The sequence below is a fragment of the Pseudohongiella nitratireducens genome, assembly GCF_001642735.1.
Classification (GTDB): Bacteria; Pseudomonadota; Gammaproteobacteria; order Pseudomonadales; family Pseudohongiellaceae; genus Pseudohongiella; species Pseudohongiella nitratireducens.
Genome location: NZ_LWHM01000034.1, coordinates 224,591 through 249,569, shown reverse-complemented (window position 1 = coordinate 249,569; position 24,979 = coordinate 224,591). Strand labels below are relative to the sequence as shown.

General features: G+C 52.6%; 18 protein-coding genes. 9 read left to right on the top strand and 9 right to left on the bottom strand.

What is annotated here, in order from left to right:
* The first annotated feature begins 107 nt into the window (after positions 1–107).
* Both murJ and PSCS_RS15120 read left to right on the top strand, forming a co-directional pair.
* Positions 108–1,640, top strand: a complete 1,533-nt coding sequence (murJ, locus tag PSCS_RS15125) for a murein biosynthesis integral membrane protein MurJ (RefSeq protein ID WP_068813303.1) — start codon at positions 108–110, stop codon at positions 1,638–1,640.
* On the top strand, positions 1,637–2,728 hold the full coding sequence (locus PSCS_RS15120; protein WP_068813151.1) for a 3-deoxy-7-phosphoheptulonate synthase: 1,092 nt from the start codon (positions 1,637–1,639) through the stop codon (positions 2,726–2,728). Before murJ ends, PSCS_RS15120 begins: the two co-directional genes overlap by 4 nt.
* Positions 2,729–2,912: 184 nt before the next feature.
* On the opposite strand, the gene PSCS_RS15115 is transcribed toward PSCS_RS15120, so the two are convergent.
* From PSCS_RS15115 to PSCS_RS15095, 5 genes are all read right to left on the bottom strand, one after another.
* On the bottom strand, positions 2,913–4,118 hold the full coding sequence (locus PSCS_RS15115; RefSeq protein WP_068813149.1) for an amino acid aminotransferase: 1,206 nt from the start codon (positions 4,116–4,118) through the stop codon (positions 2,913–2,915).
* Positions 4,119–4,168: 50 nt separating this feature from the next.
* On the bottom strand, positions 4,169–5,053 hold the full coding sequence (gene folD, locus PSCS_RS15110; protein ID WP_068813300.1) for a bifunctional methylenetetrahydrofolate dehydrogenase/methenyltetrahydrofolate cyclohydrolase FolD: 885 nt from the start codon (positions 5,051–5,053) through the stop codon (positions 4,169–4,171).
* Between the two features lie 113 nt (positions 5,054–5,166).
* Positions 5,167–5,586, bottom strand: coding sequence for a VOC family protein (locus PSCS_RS15105; RefSeq protein WP_068813147.1), 420 nt, complete (start codon positions 5,584–5,586; stop codon positions 5,167–5,169).
* Positions 5,583–5,999, bottom strand: coding sequence for a hypothetical protein (locus PSCS_RS15100; protein ID WP_068813145.1), 417 nt, complete (start codon positions 5,997–5,999; stop codon positions 5,583–5,585). The genes PSCS_RS15105 and PSCS_RS15100 overlap by 4 nt, the downstream gene beginning before the upstream one ends.
* Positions 6,000–6,145: 146 nt before the next feature.
* The gene (locus PSCS_RS15095) at positions 6,146–7,180 is read right to left on the bottom strand and encodes a hypothetical protein (protein WP_068813143.1); all 1,035 of its coding nucleotides are present in this window, start codon (positions 7,178–7,180) and stop codon (positions 6,146–6,148) included.
* Between the two features lie 187 nt (positions 7,181–7,367).
* Between PSCS_RS15095 and purU the strand changes: the two genes are divergently transcribed.
* The 5 genes from purU (at position 7,368) to pstB (ending at position 14,569) form a co-directional block, all read left to right on the top strand.
* On the top strand, positions 7,368–8,237 hold the full coding sequence (purU, locus tag PSCS_RS15090) for a formyltetrahydrofolate deformylase (protein ID WP_068813141.1): 870 nt from the start codon (positions 7,368–7,370) through the stop codon (positions 8,235–8,237).
* Between the two features lie 144 nt (positions 8,238–8,381).
* The gene (locus PSCS_RS15085; protein ID WP_068813139.1) at positions 8,382–9,359 is read left to right on the top strand and encodes a PstS family phosphate ABC transporter substrate-binding protein; all 978 of its coding nucleotides are present in this window, start codon (positions 8,382–8,384) and stop codon (positions 9,357–9,359) included.
* Between the two features lie 217 nt (positions 9,360–9,576).
* Entirely contained in the window at positions 9,577–11,889 is a 2,313-nt protein-coding gene (locus PSCS_RS15080; protein WP_068813138.1) for an ABC transporter permease subunit, read from the top strand.
* 39 nt (positions 11,890–11,928) lie between these two features.
* Positions 11,929–13,599 carry a phosphate ABC transporter permease PstA gene (gene pstA, locus PSCS_RS15075; protein ID WP_068813136.1) on the top strand — a complete coding sequence of 557 codons (1,671 nt, stop codon included), beginning with the start codon at positions 11,929–11,931 and terminating at the stop codon, positions 13,597–13,599.
* A gap of 133 nt (positions 13,600–13,732) precedes the next feature.
* On the top strand, positions 13,733–14,569 hold the full coding sequence (gene pstB, locus PSCS_RS15070; protein WP_068813298.1) for a phosphate ABC transporter ATP-binding protein PstB: 837 nt from the start codon (positions 13,733–13,735) through the stop codon (positions 14,567–14,569).
* 5 nt (positions 14,570–14,574) lie between these two features.
* On the opposite strand, the gene PSCS_RS15065 is transcribed toward pstB, so the two are convergent.
* The 4 genes from PSCS_RS15065 to PSCS_RS15050 all read right to left on the bottom strand — a co-directional run bounded on the left by PSCS_RS15065 (position 14,575) and on the right by PSCS_RS15050 (position 23,668).
* Positions 14,575–15,279, bottom strand: a complete 705-nt coding sequence (locus PSCS_RS15065) for a hypothetical protein (protein ID WP_068813134.1) — start codon at positions 15,277–15,279, stop codon at positions 14,575–14,577.
* Positions 15,280–15,414: 135 nt separating this feature from the next.
* Positions 15,415–16,947 carry a D-alanyl-D-alanine carboxypeptidase/D-alanyl-D-alanine endopeptidase gene (dacB, locus tag PSCS_RS15060; protein WP_082866775.1) on the bottom strand — a complete coding sequence of 511 codons (1,533 nt, stop codon included), beginning with the start codon at positions 16,945–16,947 and terminating at the stop codon, positions 15,415–15,417.
* A gap of 50 nt (positions 16,948–16,997) precedes the next feature.
* Positions 16,998–22,562, bottom strand: coding sequence for an excinuclease ABC subunit UvrA (gene uvrA, locus PSCS_RS15055; RefSeq protein ID WP_068813132.1), 5,565 nt, complete (start codon positions 22,560–22,562; stop codon positions 16,998–17,000).
* 215 nt (positions 22,563–22,777) lie between these two features.
* On the bottom strand, positions 22,778–23,668 hold the full coding sequence (locus tag PSCS_RS15050; RefSeq protein ID WP_068813129.1) for a radical SAM protein: 891 nt from the start codon (positions 23,666–23,668) through the stop codon (positions 22,778–22,780).
* Between the two features lie 74 nt (positions 23,669–23,742).
* Between PSCS_RS15050 and PSCS_RS15045 the strand changes: the two genes are divergently transcribed.
* Positions 23,743–24,456 (top strand): sulfite exporter TauE/SafE family protein, encoded by a 714-nt coding sequence (locus PSCS_RS15045; protein WP_068813127.1) that lies wholly within the window; start codon positions 23,743–23,745, stop codon positions 24,454–24,456.
* Positions 24,457–24,570: 114 nt separating this feature from the next.
* A complete protein-coding gene (locus tag PSCS_RS15040; RefSeq protein WP_068813125.1) occupies positions 24,571–24,948 on the top strand; it encodes a hypothetical protein in 378 nt (125 codons plus the stop codon).
* Positions 24,949–24,979 lie beyond the last annotated feature (31 nt).

The window sequence follows — 24,979 nt, the reverse complement described above, 5'->3', positions numbered from 1 at the left end:
GATTACAGGACAGAGCTTTGAGTTTGAAGCAAAATGAGAAGGATACCCCGGCATCAACGGATAGCGGGGAGAAACAGGGCAAGCCGCGTAAGCCTCGTAAGGGTGGCCTGCTTCGCTCTGGTTTGATAACCAGCAGTATGACGGGTGTATCACGGATTCTCGGCCTGGTCCGGGATATCGTGCTGGCGCGGGTATTCGGGCCCGGAGACGGTGCTGATGCGTTTTTTCTGGCTTTTAAAATCCCCAATTTTTTACGCCGCCTGTTTGCCGAAGGCGCCTTTAACCAGGCCTTTGTCCCGGTCCTTTCTGAATATCGCAGTAATCGTTCGCACACAGATGTCCGTCTTCTGATCGATGCGGTAGCCTCGTCACTTGGAACCACGTTGCTGCTGTTGACGGCACTGGTGGTAGTGGCAGCCCCCTGGATTGCCTTGCCTATCGCTTGGGGGTTCACTGATGATCCAGAAAAATTTGACCTGTTTGTGCGCATGCTGCGCATCAATTTTCCCTATCTTTTCTTGATCTCAATGACAGCATTCGCTGGCGCAATCCTGAACAGCTATGACCGGTTTGCCATACCGGCAGTGACACCGGCGCTGTTGAATATGTCGTTGATTGCCTCAGCGCTGTTGCTGAGCTCCTATTTTCAGCAGCCTGAAATTGCCCTGGCCTGGGGGGTGATGATTGCCGGTATCAGCCAGTTGCTGTTTCAGCTGCCATTCCTGCTACGTATGCAGTTGATGCCAAGGCCTCGCTGGGTCAAAGGGCATGAAGGGGTAACGCGTATTATCTCCTTGATGATCCCGGCGATGTTTGGTGTTTCTGTCAGCCAGATTAATTTGCTGTTCGATACCTTTATCGCATCTTTGCTGGTCAGTGGCAGTGTTTCCTGGCTGTATTTTTCAGAGCGCCTGATGGACTTGCCGCTGGGTATTTTTGCGGTAGCCATTGCTACAGTGGTGCTGCCCAGCCTTTCCCGGCGGCATGCAGAAAAGTCGGCTGACGAATTTGCCGCATTGCTGGACTGGGGGCTGCGTCTGGTGATTTTGATTGCCGTGCCCGCCGCCCTGGCGTTGATGTTGATTGCTCAACCGGTGATTATCACCCTGTTTTCCAGTGACAGCTTTTTGGCTTCGGATGTCGTGCAGGTCACAAGTAGTCTCCGGGCCTACTCCCTGGGGTTGATTGCGTTTATGGCCATTAAAGTCCTGGTTCCTGGTTTCCATGCCCGACAGGACACCAAAACGCCAGTTCGCATAGGCGTTATTGCCATGGTCAGCAATATGGTACTGAATGTGTTGCTGGTGTTTGTGCTGGATATGGCCCACACCGGGCTGGCGCTGGCGACTTCGATTGCCGCCTTTCTTAATGCTGGCCTGCTATTCTGGGGGCTTCGGCAGCGGCAGGTTTTTCGTGGACAACCGGGCTGGGCGCGTTTTGGTAGCCAGTTACTGGCGGCGAACCTTGCCCTGGCCGTGTTTCTGCTCTATTTCCGAGGCGACTGGCAGGAGTGGCTACTCTGGCCAGTCGGGCAACAAGTTTTATCCCTGGCCGGGTTATGTCTGGGAGGGTTGCTGGTTTATGCTATGGCATTGGGCATTTGTGGTATGCGCCCAGCACAATTCAGGAAAACGATATGACTGATACACATACAGAAGTTGATAATCTCCACATCATCAGTAGCGAGTTACTCCCTACGCCGACTGAGCTGAAGCAGGCGATGCCGCTGCAGGGCAAGGCAATGCAGACCGTATTGGAAGGACATCGTGCGGTGAAAGGGATACTGGATGGTGAAGACCATCGCCTGATAGTTGTGGTAGGCCCTTGCTCCATTCATGATCCTGCACTGGCCATGGATTATGCCAGAAAGTTGCAGCCACTGGCCGAAGAGCTTGGTGACTCACTGAAGATCGTCATGCGTGTCTATTTTGAGAAACCTCGGACAACTGTCGGCTGGGAGGGATTGATCTATGACCCTTACCTGGATGGCAGTCACCGGATTGCCGATGGTCTGAAGATGGGGCGTCAACTCATGCTGGATATCAATGCGCTGGGTCTGCCTATCGGTATTGAAGCGCTGGACCTGATTTCACCGCAATATTTGCAGGATCTGGTGAGCTGGACAGCAATCGGCGCCCGTACCACCGAATCGCCGACTCATCGGAAACTGTCGTCTGGCATATCCTCCGCGGTCGGTTTTAAGAACAGCACTGATGGCTCGCTGACAGTTGCCGTTAACGCCATTCGTGCTGCGTCAGCGATCAACACTTTTATCAGCGTGACAGAAGAGGGCAAGGTTGCTGCTTTTCGCACCTCAGGTAACCCGCATTGTCATGTCATTCTGCGCGGTGGTTCAGAGCCGAACTATGAAAAGCCTCATGTAGAAGCCTGCGAGGCTGCGCTGGAAAAAGCGGCAATACGTCCAAATATCATGATTGACTGTAGCCACGGTAACTCGCGCAAACAGCATGAACTGCAGCTTGAGGTACTGGATAATGTGGCAGAACAAATTGAACAGGGGAATCGTTCAATCATTGGTGTCATGGTGGAGAGCCATATTAATGCAGGCAACCAGCCGATTCCGGACGACCTGGACTCCATAAAGTATGGTGTGTCAATTACCGATGCCTGTATTGATTGGGAGACCACAGAGGTGGCGTTGCGCAAGCTGTCAGAGCGGGTGGGGCCTGCCCTGAAAAAGCGTCATTCAACTGCTGAGCAGGGTTGATACGACCAGCAATAACATGGCGCCAGCGACAATACTGCTGATGGCAATTGCCAGGTTTAGCGTGGTGGTGCGGTCTTTCTGATCCATAACTGCGCCTCGGCTACTTCACAATGACTTCTCGGCTACATTTGCAAGGTTGTCTTGCAACACCTTTCCAGGGCCTGCGGCAGGCCCTGATTAACCTTCAGGCTGACGGTGATGCCACAACATTGGCGATAGCATCAGCCAGGTAGTCAATGTTGCTGTTATTGATACCTGCAACATTGATACGACTTGAGTCTACCAGATAGACTGAATAATCCGTAACCAGTGTTTGCACCTGGGCAACACTCAAGCCCAGAAATGAGAACATGCCTTTCTCTCGCTCGATGAAACTGAAGTCTTCTGCCACCTGGCGTGCTTTCAGAGCGGTGACCAGTTGCGAGCGCAAGGCATTGATTCGCTGCCTGACTTCGCGAAGCTCGTTGTCCCACTGTTGTCTCAAAGTGTCATCCTGCAGGATTTCAGCCACGACTGAGGCGCCATGATCCGGTGGCATTGAGTAAATGCCGCGGGCGATAGCGGCCACCTGGCTGGCGGCTGCACGGCTGCTTTGCTCGCTGGTCGTGATGATGCTCAGGCCGCCGGTGCGCTCACGGTAGAGGCCGAAGTTCTTGGAACAGGAATTGACGACAATCATTTCCGGTACCGTTTCTGCCAGTAGCCGCAGCCCGTATGCGTCCTCATCCAGCCCGTCACCCAGACCGTGGTAGGCCAGGTCGATAAACGGAATAAAGCCGTTCTTGTCAGCGAGGGTTGCTACGGCTTGCCATTGTTCAGTTGTCAGGTCAGCGCCACAGGGGTTATGGCAGCAGCCGTGAAGCAGGACCAGATCATTCGGCCCGGCATTGGCCAGTACAGCCATCATTTCATCAAAGCGGATGCTGTGGCAGCCGCGATCATAATAAGGGTAAGTCTCAATCTCCAGCCCGGCATCGCCTAGCAGAGGCACATGGTTGGCCCAGGTCGGGTCACTGACCAGAATGCGCGAGCCGGGTTTAATGCGCTGAATAAATTCGGCCGCCAGCCGTAACCCGCCACAACCGCCCGGGGTCTGGAAAGTCACTCGTCGGGCACCGAGTTTGCGTGTCAGTTCTTTGCCAAAGACCAGTTCAGCGACTGAGTCATTGAACGTATCCAGGCCCACAGGTCCGACATACGCTTTACTGTTCTGGGTAGACAACAGCCGGCTTTCAGCTGCCTTGACCGCTTTCATGACCGGTGTCGTGCCGGTTTCATCCTTATAGACGCCAACACCCAGATCAATCTTGTTGGGGTTGCTGTCGGCACGATAGGCGGCCATCAGGCCGAGTATGGGATCGGGCGGTAGCGAGCTGAGCTGATCAAACATGATGACTTCCCTTCAGGGTCGGTGGAGCAGGGCCAAAAAAGATACCGGCATTAAGCCTCTTGCTGACGCATTTGCCAGGCTTTCAGGGTATTTTGCAGCAACGAGGCGCGAGTCATCGGGCCAACACCGCCAGGAACTGGGGTAATATAGCTGCACTTCTCGCTGACAGAAGCAAAATCAACATCCCCCGCCAGCCGGAAGCCTTTCGGACGGCTGGCATCGTCGACACGGGTAATACCCACATCGATGACCACGGCACCTGGCTTGACCAGATCTGCAGTGACGAACTCAGCCTTGCCAATAGCAACAATCAGGATGTCTGCGCTGCGGCAAATCTCTTCCATATTCTGTGTGCGGCTGTGTACCAGCGTCACAGTGGCATTTCCCGGATTGGTGTTGCGGGACATCAGGATGGACATTGGCGTGCCAACAATATGGCTGCGACCGACAACCACACAGTGTTTGCCACTGGTATCCACGTTATAGCGTTTCAACAGCTCCATCACACCATTAGGTGTAGCAGAGATAAACGTAGGCAGACCCAGACACATACGGCCGACGCTGGCTGGTGAAAAACCGTCAACATCTTTCGCCGGGTCAATACTCAGCGTCACGCGAGTTTCATCGATGTGCTTTGGCAGAGGTACCTGAACGATGAAACCGTCGATGTTGTCATCGTTGTTCAGTTTATCAATCTCGCCCATCAGTTCATCTTCAGAGACGGAGTCGGGCAGACGAATCAGGGTAGACTCAAAACCGACCTGCTTGCAGTCCAGTACCTTGTTGTTCACATAGGTTTCACTGGCCCCGTCATCGCCAACCAGAATAGCGGCCAGGTGGGGGGCACGCTTGCCGGCTGCCTTGATATCGGCAACCTGTTCGGCGATTTCCTGTTTGATTTGTTCGGAGGTGAGTTTTCCGTCGAGTAATTGCATGCCTGACCCTCTTTCGCGCTGCATCTGATGAAGGACGCAATCATAAACGAGCACAGAGTCTGTCTCAAGCGCGAAACAGGCTCAGGCAAGAAGCTGCATGATCACAGCTGCTGTTACCACGTTCCGGTATTTTCCATGCTGGCCCAGGGTTCCTGCTGGGGTAATGGGTCACCGGCCTGCAGTAATTCGATGGAGATGTTGTCTGGCGAACGGATAAACGCCATGCGGCCGTCGCGCGGTGGACGATTAATAGTCACACCTTGCTGCTGAAGCTGTTCGCAAAGCTGATAAATATTCTCTACACGATATGCCAGGTGCCCGAAATTACGGCCTTCTCCGTACTCTTCCGGATCCCAGTTATAGGTCAGTTCGATCTGCGCATCTTCGTCACCCGGGGCGGCCAGAAATACCAGGGTAAATCGTCCCTTGTCATTGTCCCGGCGGGTCACTTCCTTCATACCCAGTTTGTTGCGGTAAAAGTCCAGTGAGGCGTCCAGGTCGCTGACCCGGACCATGGTGTGCAGATACTTCATTGCGCCGTCTCCTCGGTTGTTTGTCGGGTTAATTCCAGTGGAACATGTTCACCGGCCTGGCTCCAGTCTCCCTGCATGGACAAGACGTGCTGACCGCTCTCATCCAGGGTGAGTTCACCGTAAAACTCGGCCTGTACTGAAGTGAGCATAATGCTGACGTTGCTGCCATTGATGCGGATAGCGCCGATTGGCAATCCGGTGCGATACTGGCTGGGAAAATCCAGCGACCCTGTTAACTCGCCAGTCTGTTCGGTTGAGGGGTGAATATGCAACACGACAGGTATCGGTTCATATCGCGCGGCGTCCAGTTCGCCTTGCCAGTCTCCGGTAATATCATACTGTTCACTCTGAGCCAGGGCGATGAAGGACAACATTAAAGTGCCCATGGCGGTAATAACGATTTGTTTGATCATGTTATGGTCTACTGCGCTGTCACTGATAAGGTGCAGCTAGAATAACGTGGCCATGGCAATAAAAAAAGGCCGGTACTGACTGGTACCGGCCCTGGGTCAAAGGTGCACCGACAAATCCCTCTGTCGATGGCTGACTTTTTCAGTGCTTAGTTACGGATATACTCGTATGTGATGTTGTAGCTGGAGGTGACAGTAAAGCCACTTTGCGTTGTTTGTGCTGAGAACTGGGCACGGAAGAAGACACGGTCATTACTGACACTGACCTCACTAACCTGGAAATCAGCCATCGTGGAGGTATCCAGTTGTTCTTCAAAGGCATCCCGAATGTAGTCTTCGAGATTGTCGATATCATCTTCACCTGGTGCCGGAATGTTTTCGATAGTGGTTGTGGGGAACTCCGCAGAAATGCCCATAGTGGATACAGTGCCTGCTAGTGTCAGATCAAAGTCACCTTCAGGGACTTCAACCACAGGCTCTTCCACGTCCGGTATGCCGCCAGTCAGTTGGGCGATGGTGTTGGCAATGGTGCCAATGCTGACCGGGCTGCTGCCGAATTCGCCACCCACAACATAGACAGTGCCGTCCTTGATGCCAATATGGATGCCGGTGCTGGCATAGCCTCGGGCCACATAGCCGTCAATAATCTGGAAAGCACCCGTGGTGGTCATGGCCGGGAACAGGGAGGCGTACTGTTCTTCTGCCAGTTCAATCAGCTCGGCAATTTTGCTCATGTCTGGTGGTGTGCTGCCCAGCGCGCCGCAGGTGGTATCCGTGCTTGTTTTAGAGCCGGTGAACTGACCCAGGAACTCGGCATCAGCGTCTGTGCCGTCGACTTCGGTCAACACATTAATTTCGTTGAAATCGCCATTGATGTTGGAGACCATCAGTTGCAGGTCCAGGGCGGGTACGCGATAGTTGGCTTCGGCGGTGCTGCTGCTTTCAACGACCGGGTTGGTCAGCAGGTGGTCAGCGATACAGAGGGTGCCATCAGCGGTAAATACGGCAGAGACCTGTGTGCCAGTGGGTAAAAGTACAACAGAGGCATCCGCATTGGCCGAGAAGGTCAGGTTGTAGGTGCCTTCCCAGTCGGAAGGCAGGGTGGCAACTGTCTGCTGTGCCTGTGCAGCGCCGCCCATGGTTACCAGCGCAACCGCCAGCAGTGATTTGGTAAAACGTTTCATTTTGCAAACTCCCTTGAACTTGAGCGTCACTTTGCTTGTGTAGGCTCAAATGATAGGAATTTACGCTTCTTTACGGCATCCCCTGTTCGGGTTGAAATAAGCTGGTGCCATAGTTTCACAGTGAAATGATGAAAAATGCTAAGATGCGCGCCGACAAGAGCAAAGCCAGGATCATAGGAACGATCAGATGGATACCAGAGCCCCTCATCAATATGTACTAACCGTAGCCTGCCCGGAAGCCAATGGGATTGTTCGCGCTGTCAGTGATTTTCTGTACCAGCGCGGTGCAACCATTAGCGAAGCCGCCCAGCACCGAGACCCGGTGATTGACCGCTTTTTCATGCGGGTGGAGTTTGAAGAGCAGGAAGTGGATTTACCCTCGGTGGAAAAACTTGATGAGGATTTTGCCTCTCTGGCGCAGCAGTTTGAGATGCAGTGGGAGTTCTTTGACCTGCGGTATAAACCCCGCGTGTTGCTGGCAGTGTCACGTCATGGTCACTGCCTGGTGGATATCCTGCATCGCTGGAGCAGTGGTGTTCTCCCGGCCGAGGTGGTGGGCGTTGTTTCCAATCATAATGATATGCGTGATATCACAGAATGGTATGGCTTGCCTTATTACCACCTGCCGGTGACAACGCAGACCAAAGACGAGCAGGAAGGACAGATACTGGAGGTCATTGAAGCACAGCAAGTCGATGTTCTGGCGCTGGCGCGGTATATGCAGATCCTCTCACCCCGGCTTTGTGAGGCGATGGCCGGTCGGGCCATCAACATCCATCACTCTTTCCTGCCCGGTTTTAAAGGAGCCAACCCTTATCGCCAGGCGTATATGCGAGGGGTGAAGATCATCGGAGCGACGGCTCATTACGTAACCACTGATCTTGATGAAGGTCCCATTATCGAGCAGTCAGTAGAACGAATCGATCACAATTTCGATATAGAGGAACTGGTTCAGATTGGTCGTGATGCAGAGTGTGCAGCTTTTGCGCGAGCCCTTAAATGGCACTGTGAGCACCGGATCATTATCAATGGCAATAAGACAGTTGTGTTCAAATAGGATATAGCCCAGCATGGGCGCCATCACCTTTGGTGACAGCAATTGCCTGTCATAAAACTGTTTTATAACAGTGTTGTCATATAAGTGTCATATAGTTTTTGTATAGTGCACGCGACTTAAATAGCACATGCGATGGAGAACCGGATGAAGACACTGAAAAACTTCGTAGTTGCCGTTTCAATGGCAGGTATGGCGTCATTGAGCGGCCCACTAATGGGCGATGTCGATCCCAATTTGCCGGATTATGAACGAGCTTCAGGTGTCTCCGGCAACCTCTCCAGTATCGGTTCAGATACATTGAATAACCTGATGACTCTCTGGGCTGAAGCGTTCAGCCAGTTCTACCCCAACGTCAATGTGCAAATACAGGGGGCGGGGTCTTCAACGGCACCGCCAGCATTGACAGAAGGGACAGCCACACTGGCGCCAATGAGCCGTGGTATGCGTCAGTCGGAGATCCAGGAGTTTGAAGCGCGTTTTGGCTACCCGCCCACTGAATTGCCAGTAGCGGTGGATATGCTTGCTGTCTTCGTTAATAAGGACAACCCGATTGAAGCGCTGAGCCTGCCGCAGATAGATGCGATTTTCTCAGCTACCCGCCGTTGCGGCTATGCAGAAGGCATCAACCGCTGGGGGCAGCTTGGGCTTACTGGGTCCTGGGACAATCGGGATTTTGCGCTGTACAGCCGAAATGCGGTGTCAGGCACCTACGGTTTTTTCAAAGACAATGCACTGTGTGGCGGTGATTTTCGCGCGAGCATCAATGAGCAGCCAGGCTCTTCCTCCGTGGTTCAGGGGGTTTCTGAGTCAATTAACGGGATAGGCTACTCTGGCATCGGGTATAGCACATCAGGCGTTCGGGCAGTGCCGTTAGCTTTCGATGACAGTTCTGAGGCTGTTGAGCCGACACCTGAGAATGCCAGCAGTGGCGCATACCCTCTGTCCCGCTACCTCTTTATCTATATCAATAAACATCCTAACCGTGACCTCGACCCGGTAACCCGTGAATTTATCAAAATGGTGTATAGCAAACAGGGCCAGGAAATCGTGGAGCGCGATGGTTTTGTTACCTTGCCAGCTGCTGTGAGCGAGCGTGTGCTGCAGTCGCTGGGTATTAATTAAGGCGCTGTCATCATTCTGAAATAAAGAAGGTGTAGGCTACGGCCTCCCCCGATGGGAAGAATATGACAGGGATGTTGTATGCTTTCCGCTACCTGTCAGGCAGGCTGTTTGTATAAATACGACAGTTTTGTCACAAAACGGTCATAATATTTCAATAAGCTTGGCGCTGTTAATTTTTTGATGGCGGCCAACGGCCAGAGCAGGACATGTAAACACAATGACCGACTTCAGATTACCCGATTTGCCATCCGAATCCGCAAGCCAGCGCAGCTTGCTGCCAAATGCGGAACAACGGAAAGCGTTAAGGCAAAAGCGAGCCCGTCGTGACCAGTACTCCCGCTGGGGAATAACGGCGTCCGGATTTGGTGTGGTGATCGCACTGTTAACCATTTTTGTTTATCTCTTTTACGAGGTTGCTCCGATATTGAAAGGAGCGACCATTGAAGAGGATGTGCAGTACAGTCTGTCGCAAACGGGGCTGGAGGATGTCGAGCACCTTGTGCTTGAGCGTTATGAGACCCTCGCTATTGCCTATTCACCGGATGGTCAGGTCGTTGTTTTCGATGTCGCCAATGGGGCCCCGGAAGCTCGCTTTGATGTGCCCAAGCCTGAGGGTAGCCAGTTTCACAGCTTTTTTTCTGCAGAGGCTATTTCTGCAACCCAGGTCTATGGTCTGGATAATGGTCAGGCGGTTGTTGTCCGGCACGGCTTCGATATCAGTTTTCCCAACGACCAGCGTCAATTGACCCCGAAACTGGAATTTCCGCTCGGCGAATCAGCAATAACCATTGATGATCAGGGTCAGCCTTTAAAGTTGATCAGTATGGAAACGCAAACGCGGGGTCGAAATGCTTCAGCCATTGCGGCATTAACTGAAGATAACCGCTTGTTGCTGGCCAGCCTGACGGGCCGGGAAAATCTGTTGACCGGACAGGTACAGATTACTCGTCAGGTTACTGAGTTGCCTGCCCCTCCAGGTGGAACAGGCGATATCAGTAAGTTGATGGTAGATAAAGCATTGCGCAGTTTATTTGCCCTGGATGAAGACGGTCGGGTTCATTACTACGATATTTCCAATCCGGCTGAAGCCAGGTTAGTGGAGTCAGTCGATGTAGGAGGGGGTAATGAAGTCTCTGCTTCTGCATTTCTGGTCGGTGGTGTGTCGCTGATATTTGGCAATGATGCCGGTGAACTGAGCCAGTGGTTTCTGGTGCGCGATGATCAGAATCAGTACCGACTAGAAGAGATTCGCAGTTTCCGTTCTCACAAAGCCGCGATACGTGAGATCACCCCGGAGTATACGCGCAAGGGCTTTATTGCTGTTGATGCAGATGGGCAAATCGGCGTCCATTATGGCACCTCATCACGCACTCTCTATCTCGACTCCCACGCAGATGTACCGATAGAAGAAATGGCCATCTCCCAGATCAATACGCGCCTGTTATGGCTTGACCAGGATAATCAACTGGTATCAGCAGAGCTGTGGAATGAGCACCCGCAGCTGTCCTGGGCGGCAATGTGGAACAAGGTCTGGTACGAAGGCCGGGAAGACCCGGAATATATCTGGCAATCTTCCTCAGCAACGGATGAGTTTGAATCAAAGTTCAGTCTGGTGCCGTTGAGTGTAGGTACGCTAAAAGCTGCATTTTATGCCATGCTGTTTGCCATGCCGTTAGCGATTGCCGGTGCTATCTATACGGCCTATTTCATGACTCCCAAATTGCGAGGGGTAGTAAAACCCAGTATCGAAATCATGGAGGCATTGCCGACGGTCATCCTGGGTTTTCTGGCAGGTCTGTGGCTGGCGCCTTTTGTGGAAAATGAATTGCCTGCGGTATTCAGCTTCCTGATTCTGATGCCGGTGGTCATGATCCTGTTTGCTTTTGCCTGGTCAAAACTGCCGACCCGCTGGCGGCTGCTGGTACCGGAAGGCTGGGAAGCTGCTGCTCTGGTTCCCGTTATCCTGATTTTCGGCACGCTCTGTCTGCAGGCCAGCCCCTGGATGGAGGTGTGGTTCTTTGGCGGCAGCATGCGGCAATGGTTCACTGATATTGGCATTAATTACGATCAGCGCAATGCTTTGATTGTTGGTATCGCGATGGGCTTTGCTGTCATTCCCACGATTTTCTCCATTGCTGAAGATGCTGTTTTCACTGTTCCCCGCCACTTGACCCAAGGCTCGCTGGCGCTGGGTGCGACACGTTGGCAAACCATGATTGGCGTGGTGTTACCAACGGCCAGCCCGGGTATTTTTTCAGCAGTGATGATGGGTTTTGGTCGGGCGGTCGGTGAAACCATGATTGTGTTGATGGCCACAGGTAACAGCCCTGTCGTCAACTTCAATATCTTTGAAGGCATGCGAACGTTGTCGGCCAATATTGCGGTGGAGCTACCAGAGACTGCGGTGGGATCGTCTCACTTCCGGGTGTTGTTCCTGGCCGCACTGGTATTGCTGGCTTTGACATTCATCGTCAACACGCTGGCAGAGATCATTCGCCAGCGGTTGCGACAACGATATAGCAGTCTGTAAGACAGACCATTTGTACGAGTTTAGGATAGAGAGTCTGGCATGAAACAATGGTTCAAAAGTGGTGCTCCCTGGATCTGGCTGAATGGCGGCGCGGTGGCCCTGTCGATGATCATGGTGTTTGGCCTGATCGGGCTGATTGCAGTGCGTGGCTTTGGTCATTTCTGGCCTTCTGATGTTGCTTATATCGAAATCAATGAGCCACAGGCAGATGCACCACAAGTACTTATTGGTGAACTGGTCCGCAGTCAGGTGATACCTGCTGCTGTTGCGCGGGACTCAGGGGAACAGGTTCCTGAGTCGGTAGATCTGGTCACTCGCCATTTGCTGAAGCTGGGTAACCGGGATCAGACCGGTCAGGACTTCTCCTGGTTTCTCCAGCTTTATATGGAGCCCTGGGAGTACCCGGAAAATATCTATGTGATTGAACGGCGGGAGTGGGGCAACTTTTATGGACAGCCTGTTGCTCTGCTGGAAAACGGAGATGTGGTAGCGACGGCTGAGCAGGCGGATTTCTTCGATCAGGTTCAGACACGCATTGAACGAAGTCTCTCCATTTATGACGATATTGAAGACCTGGAAGGCGGTGAAATCAGTGATATCAACCGGACGCTGGAGCGGCTCCGTCTTGATGAGCGTGGTCTGGCAATACGTGAGGTGCCAGAAGAAGTGGCAAGTGCTGAACGTGACCGAATTGCTGCTGAGCGGGAAAGCCTGAACAACAGTTACGGTGTGATTCGTCAGGAGCTTGATGCGCTTTATGACAGCACTCGTCGTGATACTCTTCGTATGCGTATCAGCGATGGCCGTGAAGTGGATATCACGCTCGGTACCATTGTGCGGGTGACGGCACCGAATGCCATGTCAGGATTCGACAAACCGTTACAGTACGTGGAGCGACTGTGGGAATTCATGACCGACGAGCCTCGTGAAGCCAATACTGAGGGTGGTATTTTTCCAGCTATTTTCGGTACGGTTACAATGGTCTTTGTGATGTCGATTATTGTTACGCCTTTCGGCATACTGGCGGCGATTTATCTGCGTGAGTACGCCAAGCAGGGGTTAATGACACGCATTATCCGGATTTCGGTCTATAACCTGGCTGGTGTTCCTTCCATTGTTTACGGCGTTTTTGGCCTTGGGTTCTTTGTATACTTTCTGGGTGGCAGTATTGATGAGATGTTTTATGAAACGTCGTTGCCTACACCTACCTTTGGTACACCTGGGCTGTTCTGGGCATCTTTGACCCTGGCCTTGCTGACCTTGCCTATTGTCATTGTCTCCACCGAAGAGGGGCTGTCCCGTATACCCAGTACTATACGTCAGGGCAGTCTGGCATTAGGGGCGACCAAATCAGAAACACTCTGGAAGGTGATTGTGCCTCTGGCAACGCCGGCAATGATGACCGGGTTGATCCTGGCAATCGCCCGTGCGGCAGGTGAAGTGGCACCGCTGATGCTGGTTGGTGTGGTTAAGCTGGCACCTTCGTTGCCTGTGGATGGGGAATTCCCCTTTATTCACCTGGACCGGAAAATCATGCACCTTGGTTTTCATATCTATGACGTTGGTTTTCAGAGCCCAAATGTTGAGGCAGCCAGACCGCTGGTTTACGCAACGGCCATGGTGCTGGTGATGCTGATTGTCATTTTGAATCTGACCGCGATCAGTATCAGGAACAGGCTGCGCGAGAAGTATCGCAGTGCGAGTGACTAACATAACAGTGTAACGGCAGAACGATTTGCCGGGTAATGACTTTAGTTAAACAGGATCTATAGTTGATATGACAGATTCCAATGAGAACAGTAACGCGGCATCAGTGGACGATACCGGCGTATTTGGTGATGCAATGGCTGAGCGGGAACGAAAGCCAGTGACACCGGTGATTTCGCGCAAAATATCCGAGCGCGACACCCTGTCTCTTGACGACGAAGTGTCGAAAATTACTGTGAATAACCTTAATTTGTTTTATGGGGAAGACCAGGCGCTCCATGATGTTAACCTGGTAATACCAGAGAAAAAAGTCACTGCGTTTATCGGCCCTTCAGGTTGTGGCAAATCGACATTATTGCGATGTTTTAATCGCATGAATGACCTGGTTGATATTTGTCGCATCAAAGGCGATATCAACATGGACGGCCAGAACATCTATGATCCCAAAGTGGATGTTGCGGAATTACGCCGCAATGTAGGCATGGTGTTTCAAAAACCCAACCCTTTCCCCAAATCGATTTATGAAAATGTCGCTTATGGCCTGCGGCTTCAGGGCGTCAAATCCAAGCGGGTGCTGGACGAGGTGGTGGAAAAGTCGCTTCGCGCTGCTGCGTTGTGGGACGAAGTGAAGGATCGTCTGCAAGACAATGCCTTTGGTATGTCTGGTGGTCAGCAACAGCGTCTGGTTATTGCCAGGGCTATTGCGATTGAGCCTGAAGTTATCCTGCTGGATGAGCCGGCCTCAGCGCTTGATCCGATTTCAACACTTAAAATTGAAGAGCTGATCAATGAGCTGAAACGCGATTACACCATTATTATCGTCACCCATAATATGCAACAGGCCGCACGTGTATCAGATTATACGGCGTTCATGTACATGGGTAAGCTGATTGAGTTTGGTGATACCGATACCCTGTTTACCAATCCCAGCAAGAAGCAGACTGAAGACTATATTACCGGACGTTACGGCTGATCACATTATCGCTGGTTCATAATCGCTTTGCGCAACTGATTGCCCTGCAACTGGTCGCCAACCATATTCCGGTTGGCGTCAATACGGTTGCCGGTGTCGCTGGCATCAACTTCCCGGGCTGGTGAGACAAGGGCGGTGCCACTCAGCAGGTCGGCCAGTTGCTGCTGTGTTTTCGCAGCCAGACTCATCGTGTCACTTTCTCTGGCAGCCGGTGCATAACGTTCCTGCTGACAATCCACTGCCATACCCTGCATTCGCCTGTATTGCTGACACTTTGCTGACAGGCTGTTAGTGCTTTCGATAACGGGCGCATGTTGTTGAATCTGCTGTCGTATGGAAAACAGGTCAGGTGCTGTCCTTTGGATGGTATCTTGCCTGGTAGCCGGGGTGGTATCGATTATGTTTTCTGTTATGTTTTCTGTCGTGATATTGGGTGATGCCGCTTCGGGTCCGGCTACATCTCGTGGTGTCTGGTTGTCAGGGCGCTGTGCTTGGCTCTGAATGATCGGTTGAGTGTCAGTGTCAGATGCCACTGACTGCTGTGGGGATGGCTGCAGTGTAAACTGAATCGGCTCAGACAGTTCTGCAGTGTGTTGGGTGAGGCGGTCAGCTTCCTGCTGCGAACCTGTTTGATGGTTGAAGTGCCAATACAGTAAGAACAGGGCGTGCAGCCCAACACTGCAGGCGATGCTGATGGTGAGTTTTTGCATACGGCAAATATTCTGAATTTACCGACTTTGACAGAAAGCTGCCTGCTCAGTTCCCTATTGGGCCGTCTGGATCATGCGCTGCGGAATGTCTTCATCGTGGGCGGAACAGATTGTTCAGCGTATGATGACCAGCAGTTATTGCCGGACCGTCCAGGCCAGGACAGCATCAGCCAGTTCCTGGCCCAGCCCCCGGTCAGCATCAGCATGGTTAAGCAAAACAACCACAGCATAGCTGTCGCCGCTTTCACTGTACACATAGCCTGCCACCCCGGCGACATCATCAAGCGAACCGGTCTTTACATGCATGCGACCCCTTGCGGTGGCATCATTGAGTCGTGATGACATGGTACCGTCCATGCCTGACAGTGGCAGGGAAGCCAGGAATTCAGGCATATAAGGTGAGTGCCAGGCAAAATGCAGTGCTGCAGCCAGGTCACTGGCTGATATTCGGGTTTGCCGCGACAGTCCGGAACCGTTATCGAGAATCAGAGAGCTATGGGGAATCCCGCGTTCGGCAAGAAATTCATAGATGGCCTGTTGACCCGCACCCAATGTCACGCCCGAATCACCCTCATTGCGCCCCATGGTTAGCAACAACTGACGGGTCATCACGTTATTACTGTATTTGTTGATGGAACGAATAATCTCACTCAATGGTGGAGACCAATGCACGCTGGCAGGAGTCAGATCAGGCTGCGAGGCAAGGTGAGTGCCGTTGGTATCTTCGATCACTTCACCGCTTAGGGTACCGCCCAGTTGCTGCCACAGCAGCTTGATCAGCCCGTAGGCATAGTCATTTGCGGTCATGGTAGCGCGTGTCATGCGATATTGCTGGCAGCGATCAGGGAAAGCGCCAGAGAAACGGATACGGTTTTGCTCAGGAAACACATCAGCCCGGATGCCGCGCTGAAAACCATTGCAGGCTGACTGGCGCAAAGTCAGCTTGTTTTCGATGATCAGGTTACTTAACGGTGGGTCAGTCAGAATCTCTACCGCATTTTCCCCGGTGCTGGGACGAAACAGAAAATTGTTAACCTGAAAGTTCATCAACAGTGGGTGAGGCAGGACATTATAGGCTCGGCCCGTCTGGCCATCCATCGCCTCTCCTTGCCAGAGTGATGAATCAAATGCGGACGTGTCGAGGATCAGGTTGCCATTGATGTGACGGATGCCTTGTTGCATCAGAGATTTAAGCAGGTTGCGAAGCTGTTCTTCGACTAAAAAGGGGTCACCCTGGCCGCGTATCAGTAAATCGCCATTGAGGATCCCCTGGTCATCCACAGTTCCCAGTGCATATGTTTCAGTAGGCCAGTGATAATCGGGGCCCAGATGATTCAGGGCAGCCAGGGTAGTCAGGGTTTTGATAGTTGAGGCAGGCTGCATTGCGGTATCGGCATTAATCCGCACAGCCGTAGCGGGGCGGGTCAGATTTTCCACCACAATACTGTAACTGCCTTCCGGAATGTCGTAACCCTCCAGTACGAAGCTGACTCTACCTGGCAGTGCAGAGCGTTCATCAATTGTGATTTCATTCGCAACACTGCGCTCTTCGTTTTCCGGCAACGTGTTCTGCGCCTGAGAAAATGACGCGGCGGTCATTGTCAGTACGGTCGTTATCAGCAGCCCAGATAATCGGGTTGGGCCGTGAGTATCGCCTCTGTCTGTCATTGGATCCCTCTTATGTCTCTTCAGTCTGCCCTGTTCATGGTGATAGCCACTTACGTCAGCATGGGTCGGAGAAATTGTGCGGTCAGAGATTTTTTACTGCGTAATACCTGTAATGGATTGCCCTGACAGACCAGTTTGCCACCGGCCTGTCCGCCTTCCGGTCCCAGGTCCATCACCCAGTCTGCTTCGGCGATAAGGTCCAGGTTATGTTCAATGACCAGCACGGAGTTGCCGGCATCCACTAAACGGTGCAGTACCCGGATCAGCTTTTCGACATCTGCCATGTGCAACCCGACTGTCGGCTCATCCAGTACATACAGCTTGTGGGGTGGTTTATTGCTCTTCAAGGCAACATGAGGTTTGGCTTTTGCCAACTCGCTGACAAGTTTGATGCGTTGTGCCTCGCCACCACTGAGGGTCGGACTTTGCTGGCCAAGGGTCAGGTAGCCCAGGCCAATATCCTGTAACAGACTAAGTGGATGGTGGATGTTGGGAATGGCGGCAAAGAATGTGACTGCCGTATCGACATCCATGGCCAGTACTTCACCAATGTGCTTCTCTTTGTAGCGAACGGTCAGCGTTTCGGCATTGAATCGCCAGCCCTGGCAGGTTTCGCAGGGTATCCTGACATCGGGCAGAAAGTTCATTTCAATACGTTGCATGCCATTACCGCTGCAGTCTTCACAACGCCCGCCGGCAACATTGAAAGAAAAACGGCCCGGCTTGTAGCCACGAAGCCGGGCGTCAACGGTATCAGCAAACAGCTTGCGGATATTGTCCCAGATGCCGACGTAGCTGGCAGGGCAGGAGCGTGGCGTTTTGCCGATAGGGGTCTGATCAACCTGAAGAATACTTTGGATGTCATCCCAGCCGGTGATGCTTTTGCATCCGACCCAGGGCAGGGATGAACGGCGCTTTCGACCGTTGGCATCGGCAATCGCTGCTTTGAGACCGGGATAGACAATCCCGCGTATCAGTGAGCTTTTACCTGAGCCGCTGACACCCGTTACGGCAACCAGTTTCCGTAGCGGGATTTTCACTTCCTTAATCTTCAGGTTATGCAGTTGGGCCTGATGTACTATCAGTGCTTCATTCTCGAACTGCTTTCGGGAAGTGATGTCGCGCAAATCTGCCAAAGGGTGCCTGACCGGATTAGCCAGATATTGTCCGGTTAATGACGCTTTGCTACGCATGACCTGTTTGACGGTACCGCTCACCAGAATTTCGCCGCCATTTTTACCAGCTCCCGGCCCTACATCAATGACGTGATCCGCCTCAGTGATGGTGGCATCATCATGTTCGACCACGATGACGGTATTACCTTGTTGCTGAAGTTCACGCAGTGTTTTAACCAGCCTTTCATTGTCGCGGGCATGCAAGCCAATGGTGGGCTCATCCAGAATGTAGCAGACCCCTTGTAATTGCGAGCCAAGTTGTGAGGCCAGGCGAATACGCTGGGCTTCACCGCCACTCAAGGTCGGCGCTGAACGATCCAGTGTCAGGTAACCCAATCCCACTTTTTGCAGAAACTGCAGCCGGGATTGAAGCTCTGGAATGACATCTCTGGCGATACGGGTACCATGATCATCCAGTGGCAGCGAGAGTATCGCGTGTTCAGCATCCGCAACTGACAACGCTGTCATGTCGGTTATGTTGCTTTTACCTAATCTGACGGCCAACGCTGTCGGGTTAAGGCGTTTACCCTGGCACTTCTTGCATTGCTCTTCGTGTCCAGTTTCTTCATTAAGAAAATGACTCTCCTCTCCGCTAAGTGTTTCATCAAACTCTTCGTTTTTGATACCTGTGCCGAAACAGCTGTGACACCAGCCATGACGTGAATTGAAGGAGAACAGCCGCGGGTCCAGTTCATCAAAGCTGCTGCCACACCCGGGGCAGGCCCGTTGCGTGGAGAACAGCTCGGTTTTACCATCAACTTGCATGACCATGAGCATTCCGTTGCCGACCGCCAGGGTTTTATCGATCAAGCGCGAGAGGGCTTGCTCGTTAGATTTTGACAGGGTCAGTTGATCGATGACCACTTCAATATCATGTTCTTTGTATCGGTCCAGAACCGGCCAGTCAGCCGATTCAACCACCCTGCCATCGGCACGCATGTGCGGGTACCCCTGTTGGCTTGCCCAGGCGGCCAGTTCTTTGTAGATACCTTTTCGTCCCACGACGACAGGTGCGAGGAACGTCAGTGACTGTCCAGGGTACTCCTGTGTCAGACGTTGCAGGATTCGCTCCGGTGACTGGGGTTGTATGGCTTCATCACAGTCGGGACAGTACTGGGTTCCCAGTTTCACAAACAGCAGTCGCAGAAAGTGATAAATTTCGGTGAGCGTGGCGACGGTACTTTTTCGCCCGCCACGACTGGTCCGTTGCTCAATGGCAACGGTTGGCGGTATGCCATGGATCGCGTCGACATTGGGGCGGGCGGCCGGTTGGACAAACTGCCGCGCATAGGCGTTCAGCGATTCAAGGTAGCGTCGCTGGCCTTCCGCAAACACAATATCAAAAGCCAGTGTGCTTTTACCACTGCCACTGACGCCGCTGATGACGGTAAACTTGTTGCGTGGAATAGTGACATCAATTTGCTTCAGGTTATGTTCGCGCGCTTTATGGATACTGATGACTTGCCGAGAGCGTAATGATTTGACAGGCTTGCGCTGGTTGTCTGCCCCTTCTGCCAGCTTTTTCTGCTCCACCAGCGCTTGTTCATAATCGCGCAATGCTTTTGCGGTATGTCCGTCGCCTTTTTGTATTTGCGAGGGAGAGCCAAATGCCACAATATTTCCACCCTCACTGCCACCTTCCGGTCCAAGGTCAATCAGGTGATCAGCGGCACGTAATACATCCAGGTTATGCTCAATAATTAACAGGGAGTGGCCCGCATCCAGCAATTTTCTCAAGGCGTTGACCAGCACATGAATGTCCTGAAAATGCAGCCCGGTGGTTGGCTCGTCAAACAGAAACAGCAAGTGTTTGCTGGCGTCTGCTTTGCGTGAAGACTTGTTCTGGGTCCTTGCCACTTCAGCCAAATGGGCTGCCAGTTTCAGGCGTTGCGATTCACCGCCGCTCAGGGTTGGCACTGCCTGACCCAGTTGCAGATATCCCAGTCCGACGTCACTCAATGGCCGCAGGCAACGCTGTACTTCTTTATCATCTGCAAAGAATGCTTGCGCTTCTGTAACGGTTAATTCGAGAACGTCAGCGATGGAAAGTGCATGTCCGGGAGCTGCCGGATCCACTAAGGTGATTTCCAGAATCTCTCTGCGATAACGCCTGCCTTTACACTCTCCGCACTCCAGGTACACATCACTGAGGAACTGCATTTCCACGTGCTCAAAGCCATTGCCACTGCACACCGGACAACGCCCGTTACCGGAGTTAAAACTGAAGATACCGGGTTTGTAGCCTCGTTCTTTCGCCAGCGGGTGATTGACAAAACGTTTGCGGATCGCATCAAAGGCACCCACATAAGTCGCCGGGATGGAGCGCGTGGTTTTGCCTATCGGGTTCTGGTCGACATAAACAACACCGTCGAGCTGCTCCATGCCCGTCATGGACTGATATGTGCCAGGAGATTCGGTGGGTTCGCCAAAGTGACGACACAGGCCGCGATAAATAATGTCGCGCATCAGGGTGGATTTGCCAGAACCGCTGACACCACTGAAGCACACGAGTTGATTGAGTGGAATATCGGCATCGACTGCGGTCAGGTTATGAGCCGATGCACCGCGCACAGAGAGAAAGTTCGGTTTTTCAGCAGACGCTACCTGACCCGGTGCAGCAACCTGGCGTTCATTTCGCAGGTAAGCGGCGGTCAGGGACTGGCGACTGCGCAGCAGCTGTTTGGGTGTGCCCATAAACTGGATACTGCCACCCTCTTTTCCGGGACCCGAGCCAATATCGATGACCAGATCAGCAGCCATAATGATATCGGGGTCATGCTCCACCACGATCAGGGAATTACCGGCATCACGCAAGCGATGGAGGATGCTGATCATGCGATTGAGGTCACGTGAATGCAGTCCTATGCTGGGTTCGTCCAGCACAAATAAGGTATTAACCAGGGAGGTGCCTAGCGCTGTTGTCAGGTTGATGCGTTGCACTTCACCACCGCTTAATGTGCGGGACTGGCGATCAAGTGTGAGGTACCCCAAACCGACATCAAGCAGATAACTCAGCCTGCTGCTGATTTCATTCACTAATAGTTCGGTGGCGGCGTCCAGTTCAGGATGCGACTTTATGGATTCAATGAAACGGGAGCTGTCACTGATGGGCAGAGTCATTAATTCCCTGATATTCAGGGCATCGCGCTCAGTGGCAGCCTGGCTCTTATCTGCAATGCTGGCAGCAGGGGTATAGTGTCTGTGCAGGTACCAGCAAAGTGATTCGTCCTTCAGTCTTGCTCCGTGACAGGTGTCACAAACCCGATAAGCACGGTAGCGGGAAAGCAGCACCCGGATATGCATTTTATAGGCCCGGCTCTCCAGCCACTGGAAGAATCGCTTCAGTCCGTACCATACGTTATCGCGCCACCCGCCCTCACCGTCAATAACCCAGGCTTTTTGTGAGTCGCTTAATGCGGACCAGGGTTTGTTTAATGGTATCTTTTTACGTCTGGCATATTTCTCCAGATCCATCTGACATTCCAGGTAGCTTTTACTCTGGAAAACCTTGATGGCGCCTTCGGCAAGGCTTTTGTTCTGGTCGGGGATAACCAGGTCGTAATCGACATCAATGATACGGCCAAAACCCCGACAGCTTTCACAAGCCCCGACCGGAGAATTAAAAGAAAACATGCCTGGAGTTGGTGATCGAAAATGCTGGTCACAGCTGGCGCAGTGCAGCTGTCGGGAAAACAGGTGTGTGTCGGCCTGTGCACCATCAGGATCGCTATAAACGATAACGCGGCCACCGCCGTGATCCATGGCATGTTCAAGCGCTTCACGTAACCGGGAGAAATTGCTCTGCCGCAGTTTCAGTCTGTCTTGCACGACATGCAAGGTCGCTCCTTCCTGGTGCTGGATACGGGTGTATCCTTGTTGCTCCAGCCACTGCCTGACTTCTTTCTCGTCGAAATTCTCAGGGATGACAATGGGCATGCAGATATGCAGCCGACTCTCTTCAGGTAGCCGGGCAGCAAGGTCATCAATAATGGACTCAGCCGTGTCCTGTTTTACCCGGGTATGGCAGTCAGGGCAGTACAAATGTGACAGACGGGCGAATAACAACTTAAAATAGTCATTCAACTCTGTCATTGTACCGACAGTGGAACGTGAGGTTCTGACCGGGTTGCTCTGGTCGATGGCAATGGCAGGCGGGATGCCCGTAATATTATCTACCGCGGGTTTGTCCATGCGGTCGAGGAACTGCCGTGCATAGGCTGAGAAGGTTTCGATATATCGGCGTTGCCCCTCAGCGTAAATCGTGTCGAAAGCCAGGGTTGATTTGCCAGAACCGCTGACACCGGTGATGACAACAAGGCGGTTAACCGGAATATCCAGCGACAGATTTTTTAGATTGTTTTGTCTGGCACCGCGCAAGACGATAGCTTCTATTTCGGTGGTGACAGCCGTACTGGGCGGGGTTTGTTTCTGGCGACTCATATCAGTTAATAATCCGGATGCTGTTTTAAGGGTCAGAGACCATTAACAGGTTCTGACTGTTCAGGCATGGTCAGCCACTACGTACCGACACTGCACCGTTTGGCAATAACATAACATGAATCATCAGGTGTCATGAGCGGCAGTGGTAAGCAGATTAAGCAGATAATGATATGAAGCGATTGCGCCGGGGCGTGATGGCTAATTGTGGTTTTGTACTAAAGGCCGCGCTGCCACTCTTCTCTCAGCGGAATTCGCCCAGGCTGGGTCATGGCGGTGCGAACAGTGTTCAGCAAGGCTTCCTTGTCTTTACCGAGCACACCTTTGAGGACCAGATAGTTGGACGCGTGATCACTGCGAAAGATGGTATTACGCAGTGACAGGTTGGCCAGTAACAGCTCCATTTCCGTAAACAACTCCTGGCGGTTCAGCTTTCGCCAGCGACCGTTAAACGGGGCTGCAAAGCGCGCCTCGCCGTTAGGAAATTCGACGACCAGGCTGGACAGGTACTCCGGTTGGGCGGCATTCATCAATTGCGCCGTGTTTAGCGCATGTTGCTGGCTTAAATGTGGCCCACCGAGACCGTTCAACACCATTACCGAACGTTTGATGCCAGCCTCAGCCATTTTTTCCAGAGCAGCAAGGGAGCTGTCATATGTTTCGCCCTTGTTGATCAGCGACAGTAATTCGTCATCGCCGCTTTCACAACCAACATAGAGCAGGCTGAGCCCTTTTTTGCGCAAAATGCTGAGTTCTTCAGCCGTTTTGTTGTTCAGATTTCTGGGCAGGCAATAGGCGCTCACCCTGGGGCGGTGGGGCAGGTAGTGGTTCAGCATATCCATGATGTCATTGAGACGCCGGAATGACAGCGTCATGGCATCGCCGTCGGCGAGAAAGACGCGGTATACCGGCAGCCCCTGTGCCAGAATGGATTGCACCTCAGCCTCAAGCTCTGCCAGTGGTCGTGGCCGGAAACGTTTCTGTTCGGCGGTATACATGTCGCAGAACGTGCATTTGTTCCAGGAACAGCCATTGGTCACTTGCAGGATAAGTGACTTCCACTCGCTGGGTGGACGAAAGACAGGTTCAATATATTGCATTGGATACATAGTGCCATTATAGCAGCTTGCCGGAATGCAGCGTAGAATGACGGGTTAAAGTCAGGACAGGGGGCAAAACAGACATGGAGTGGGTTATCGCAGTCACGCTGGTGTTTGTCGGCGCGTATGTGCAAACTGCCGTCGGTTTTGGTCTTGCTGTCATTGCTGCTCCGGTATTGTTTTTTGTTAACCCGGCTTTTGTGCCGGCCCCTGTCACGGTTTGCGCACTGGTGCTGTCATTAGCCAACGCCTGGTATTTTCGGAATGGTGTGTCACTGCGTGGACTGGGGGCCGCGGTCGTTGGCCGGATACCCGGCTCTCTGGCTGGGGCCGCATTATTACTGTTCATCGATCAGAATCTGCTTAGCCTGTGGATAGGGATTTCCGTATTGTTTGCAGTTGTCGTCAGCATGAGCCGGCTACGCTGGCATCCGACCCAGTTTCGCATGGGTGTGGCGGGTTTTTTGTCCGGCTTCATGGGTACCAGTACGTCAATTGGCGGGCCTCCCATGGCACTGCTTTGGCAGCATCAGAACGTTGCCCTGATACGTGCCAATCTGGCGGCGTTTTTTGTTGTCAGCTGTTTAATTTCATTGATAATTCTGGCCCCGATCGGACGCTTCGGCATGCAGGAAATCCGGCTGTCACTGCCCCTGATTCCAGTCACTCTGGCGGGTTTCTGGCTGGCCAGAAAGACCATGGATGCCATTTCACCATCACGTATTCGTCTGGCCTCGTTGCTGCTCTGTGCAGGGTCCGGCCTTTACGCTGTCTATGCGGCGCTCAATGCGATGTGAATGGCAGCTTGTGAACTGGTTCTTGTTAGCGTGCGTATTTATCAACTGTTGTAAGCGTGTGTGTTACGCTACACTGTGAATGGATTGTTCCAATTTTTGAACTGGAGGCAGTATATGTTGAATCGCAAGCAAATTTTTTCCCTGGTTGCCGGTCTATCTTTCGCCTGTGTCTCGTCATTGAGCCTGGCACAAAGCGCAGCAGGCACCATTGCTGACATCGTTGCGGATATGAATCACTTCCCCAATGATGAGCAAAAAATGACGCTGCAGGGAATCGCCAGCGATGGTAGTCAAAGTGAAGCGATTCAGACAGTCGCTCAGGCAGTACACGACATCCAGCACTCAGTCTCTGAAGGTACGCGGGCTGAACTGCAGGCAATTGCCGGCGATGACAGCGTCGATGCTGATACACGTGCATTGGCAGAAGTGGTAGCAGGCTTTAACCACATGGCCAGCGAGTCTGATGAAATGATGCTGGCGGAAATCGATTAACAAGTAGAGTTCGACTGTCGCCGGAGGCGGC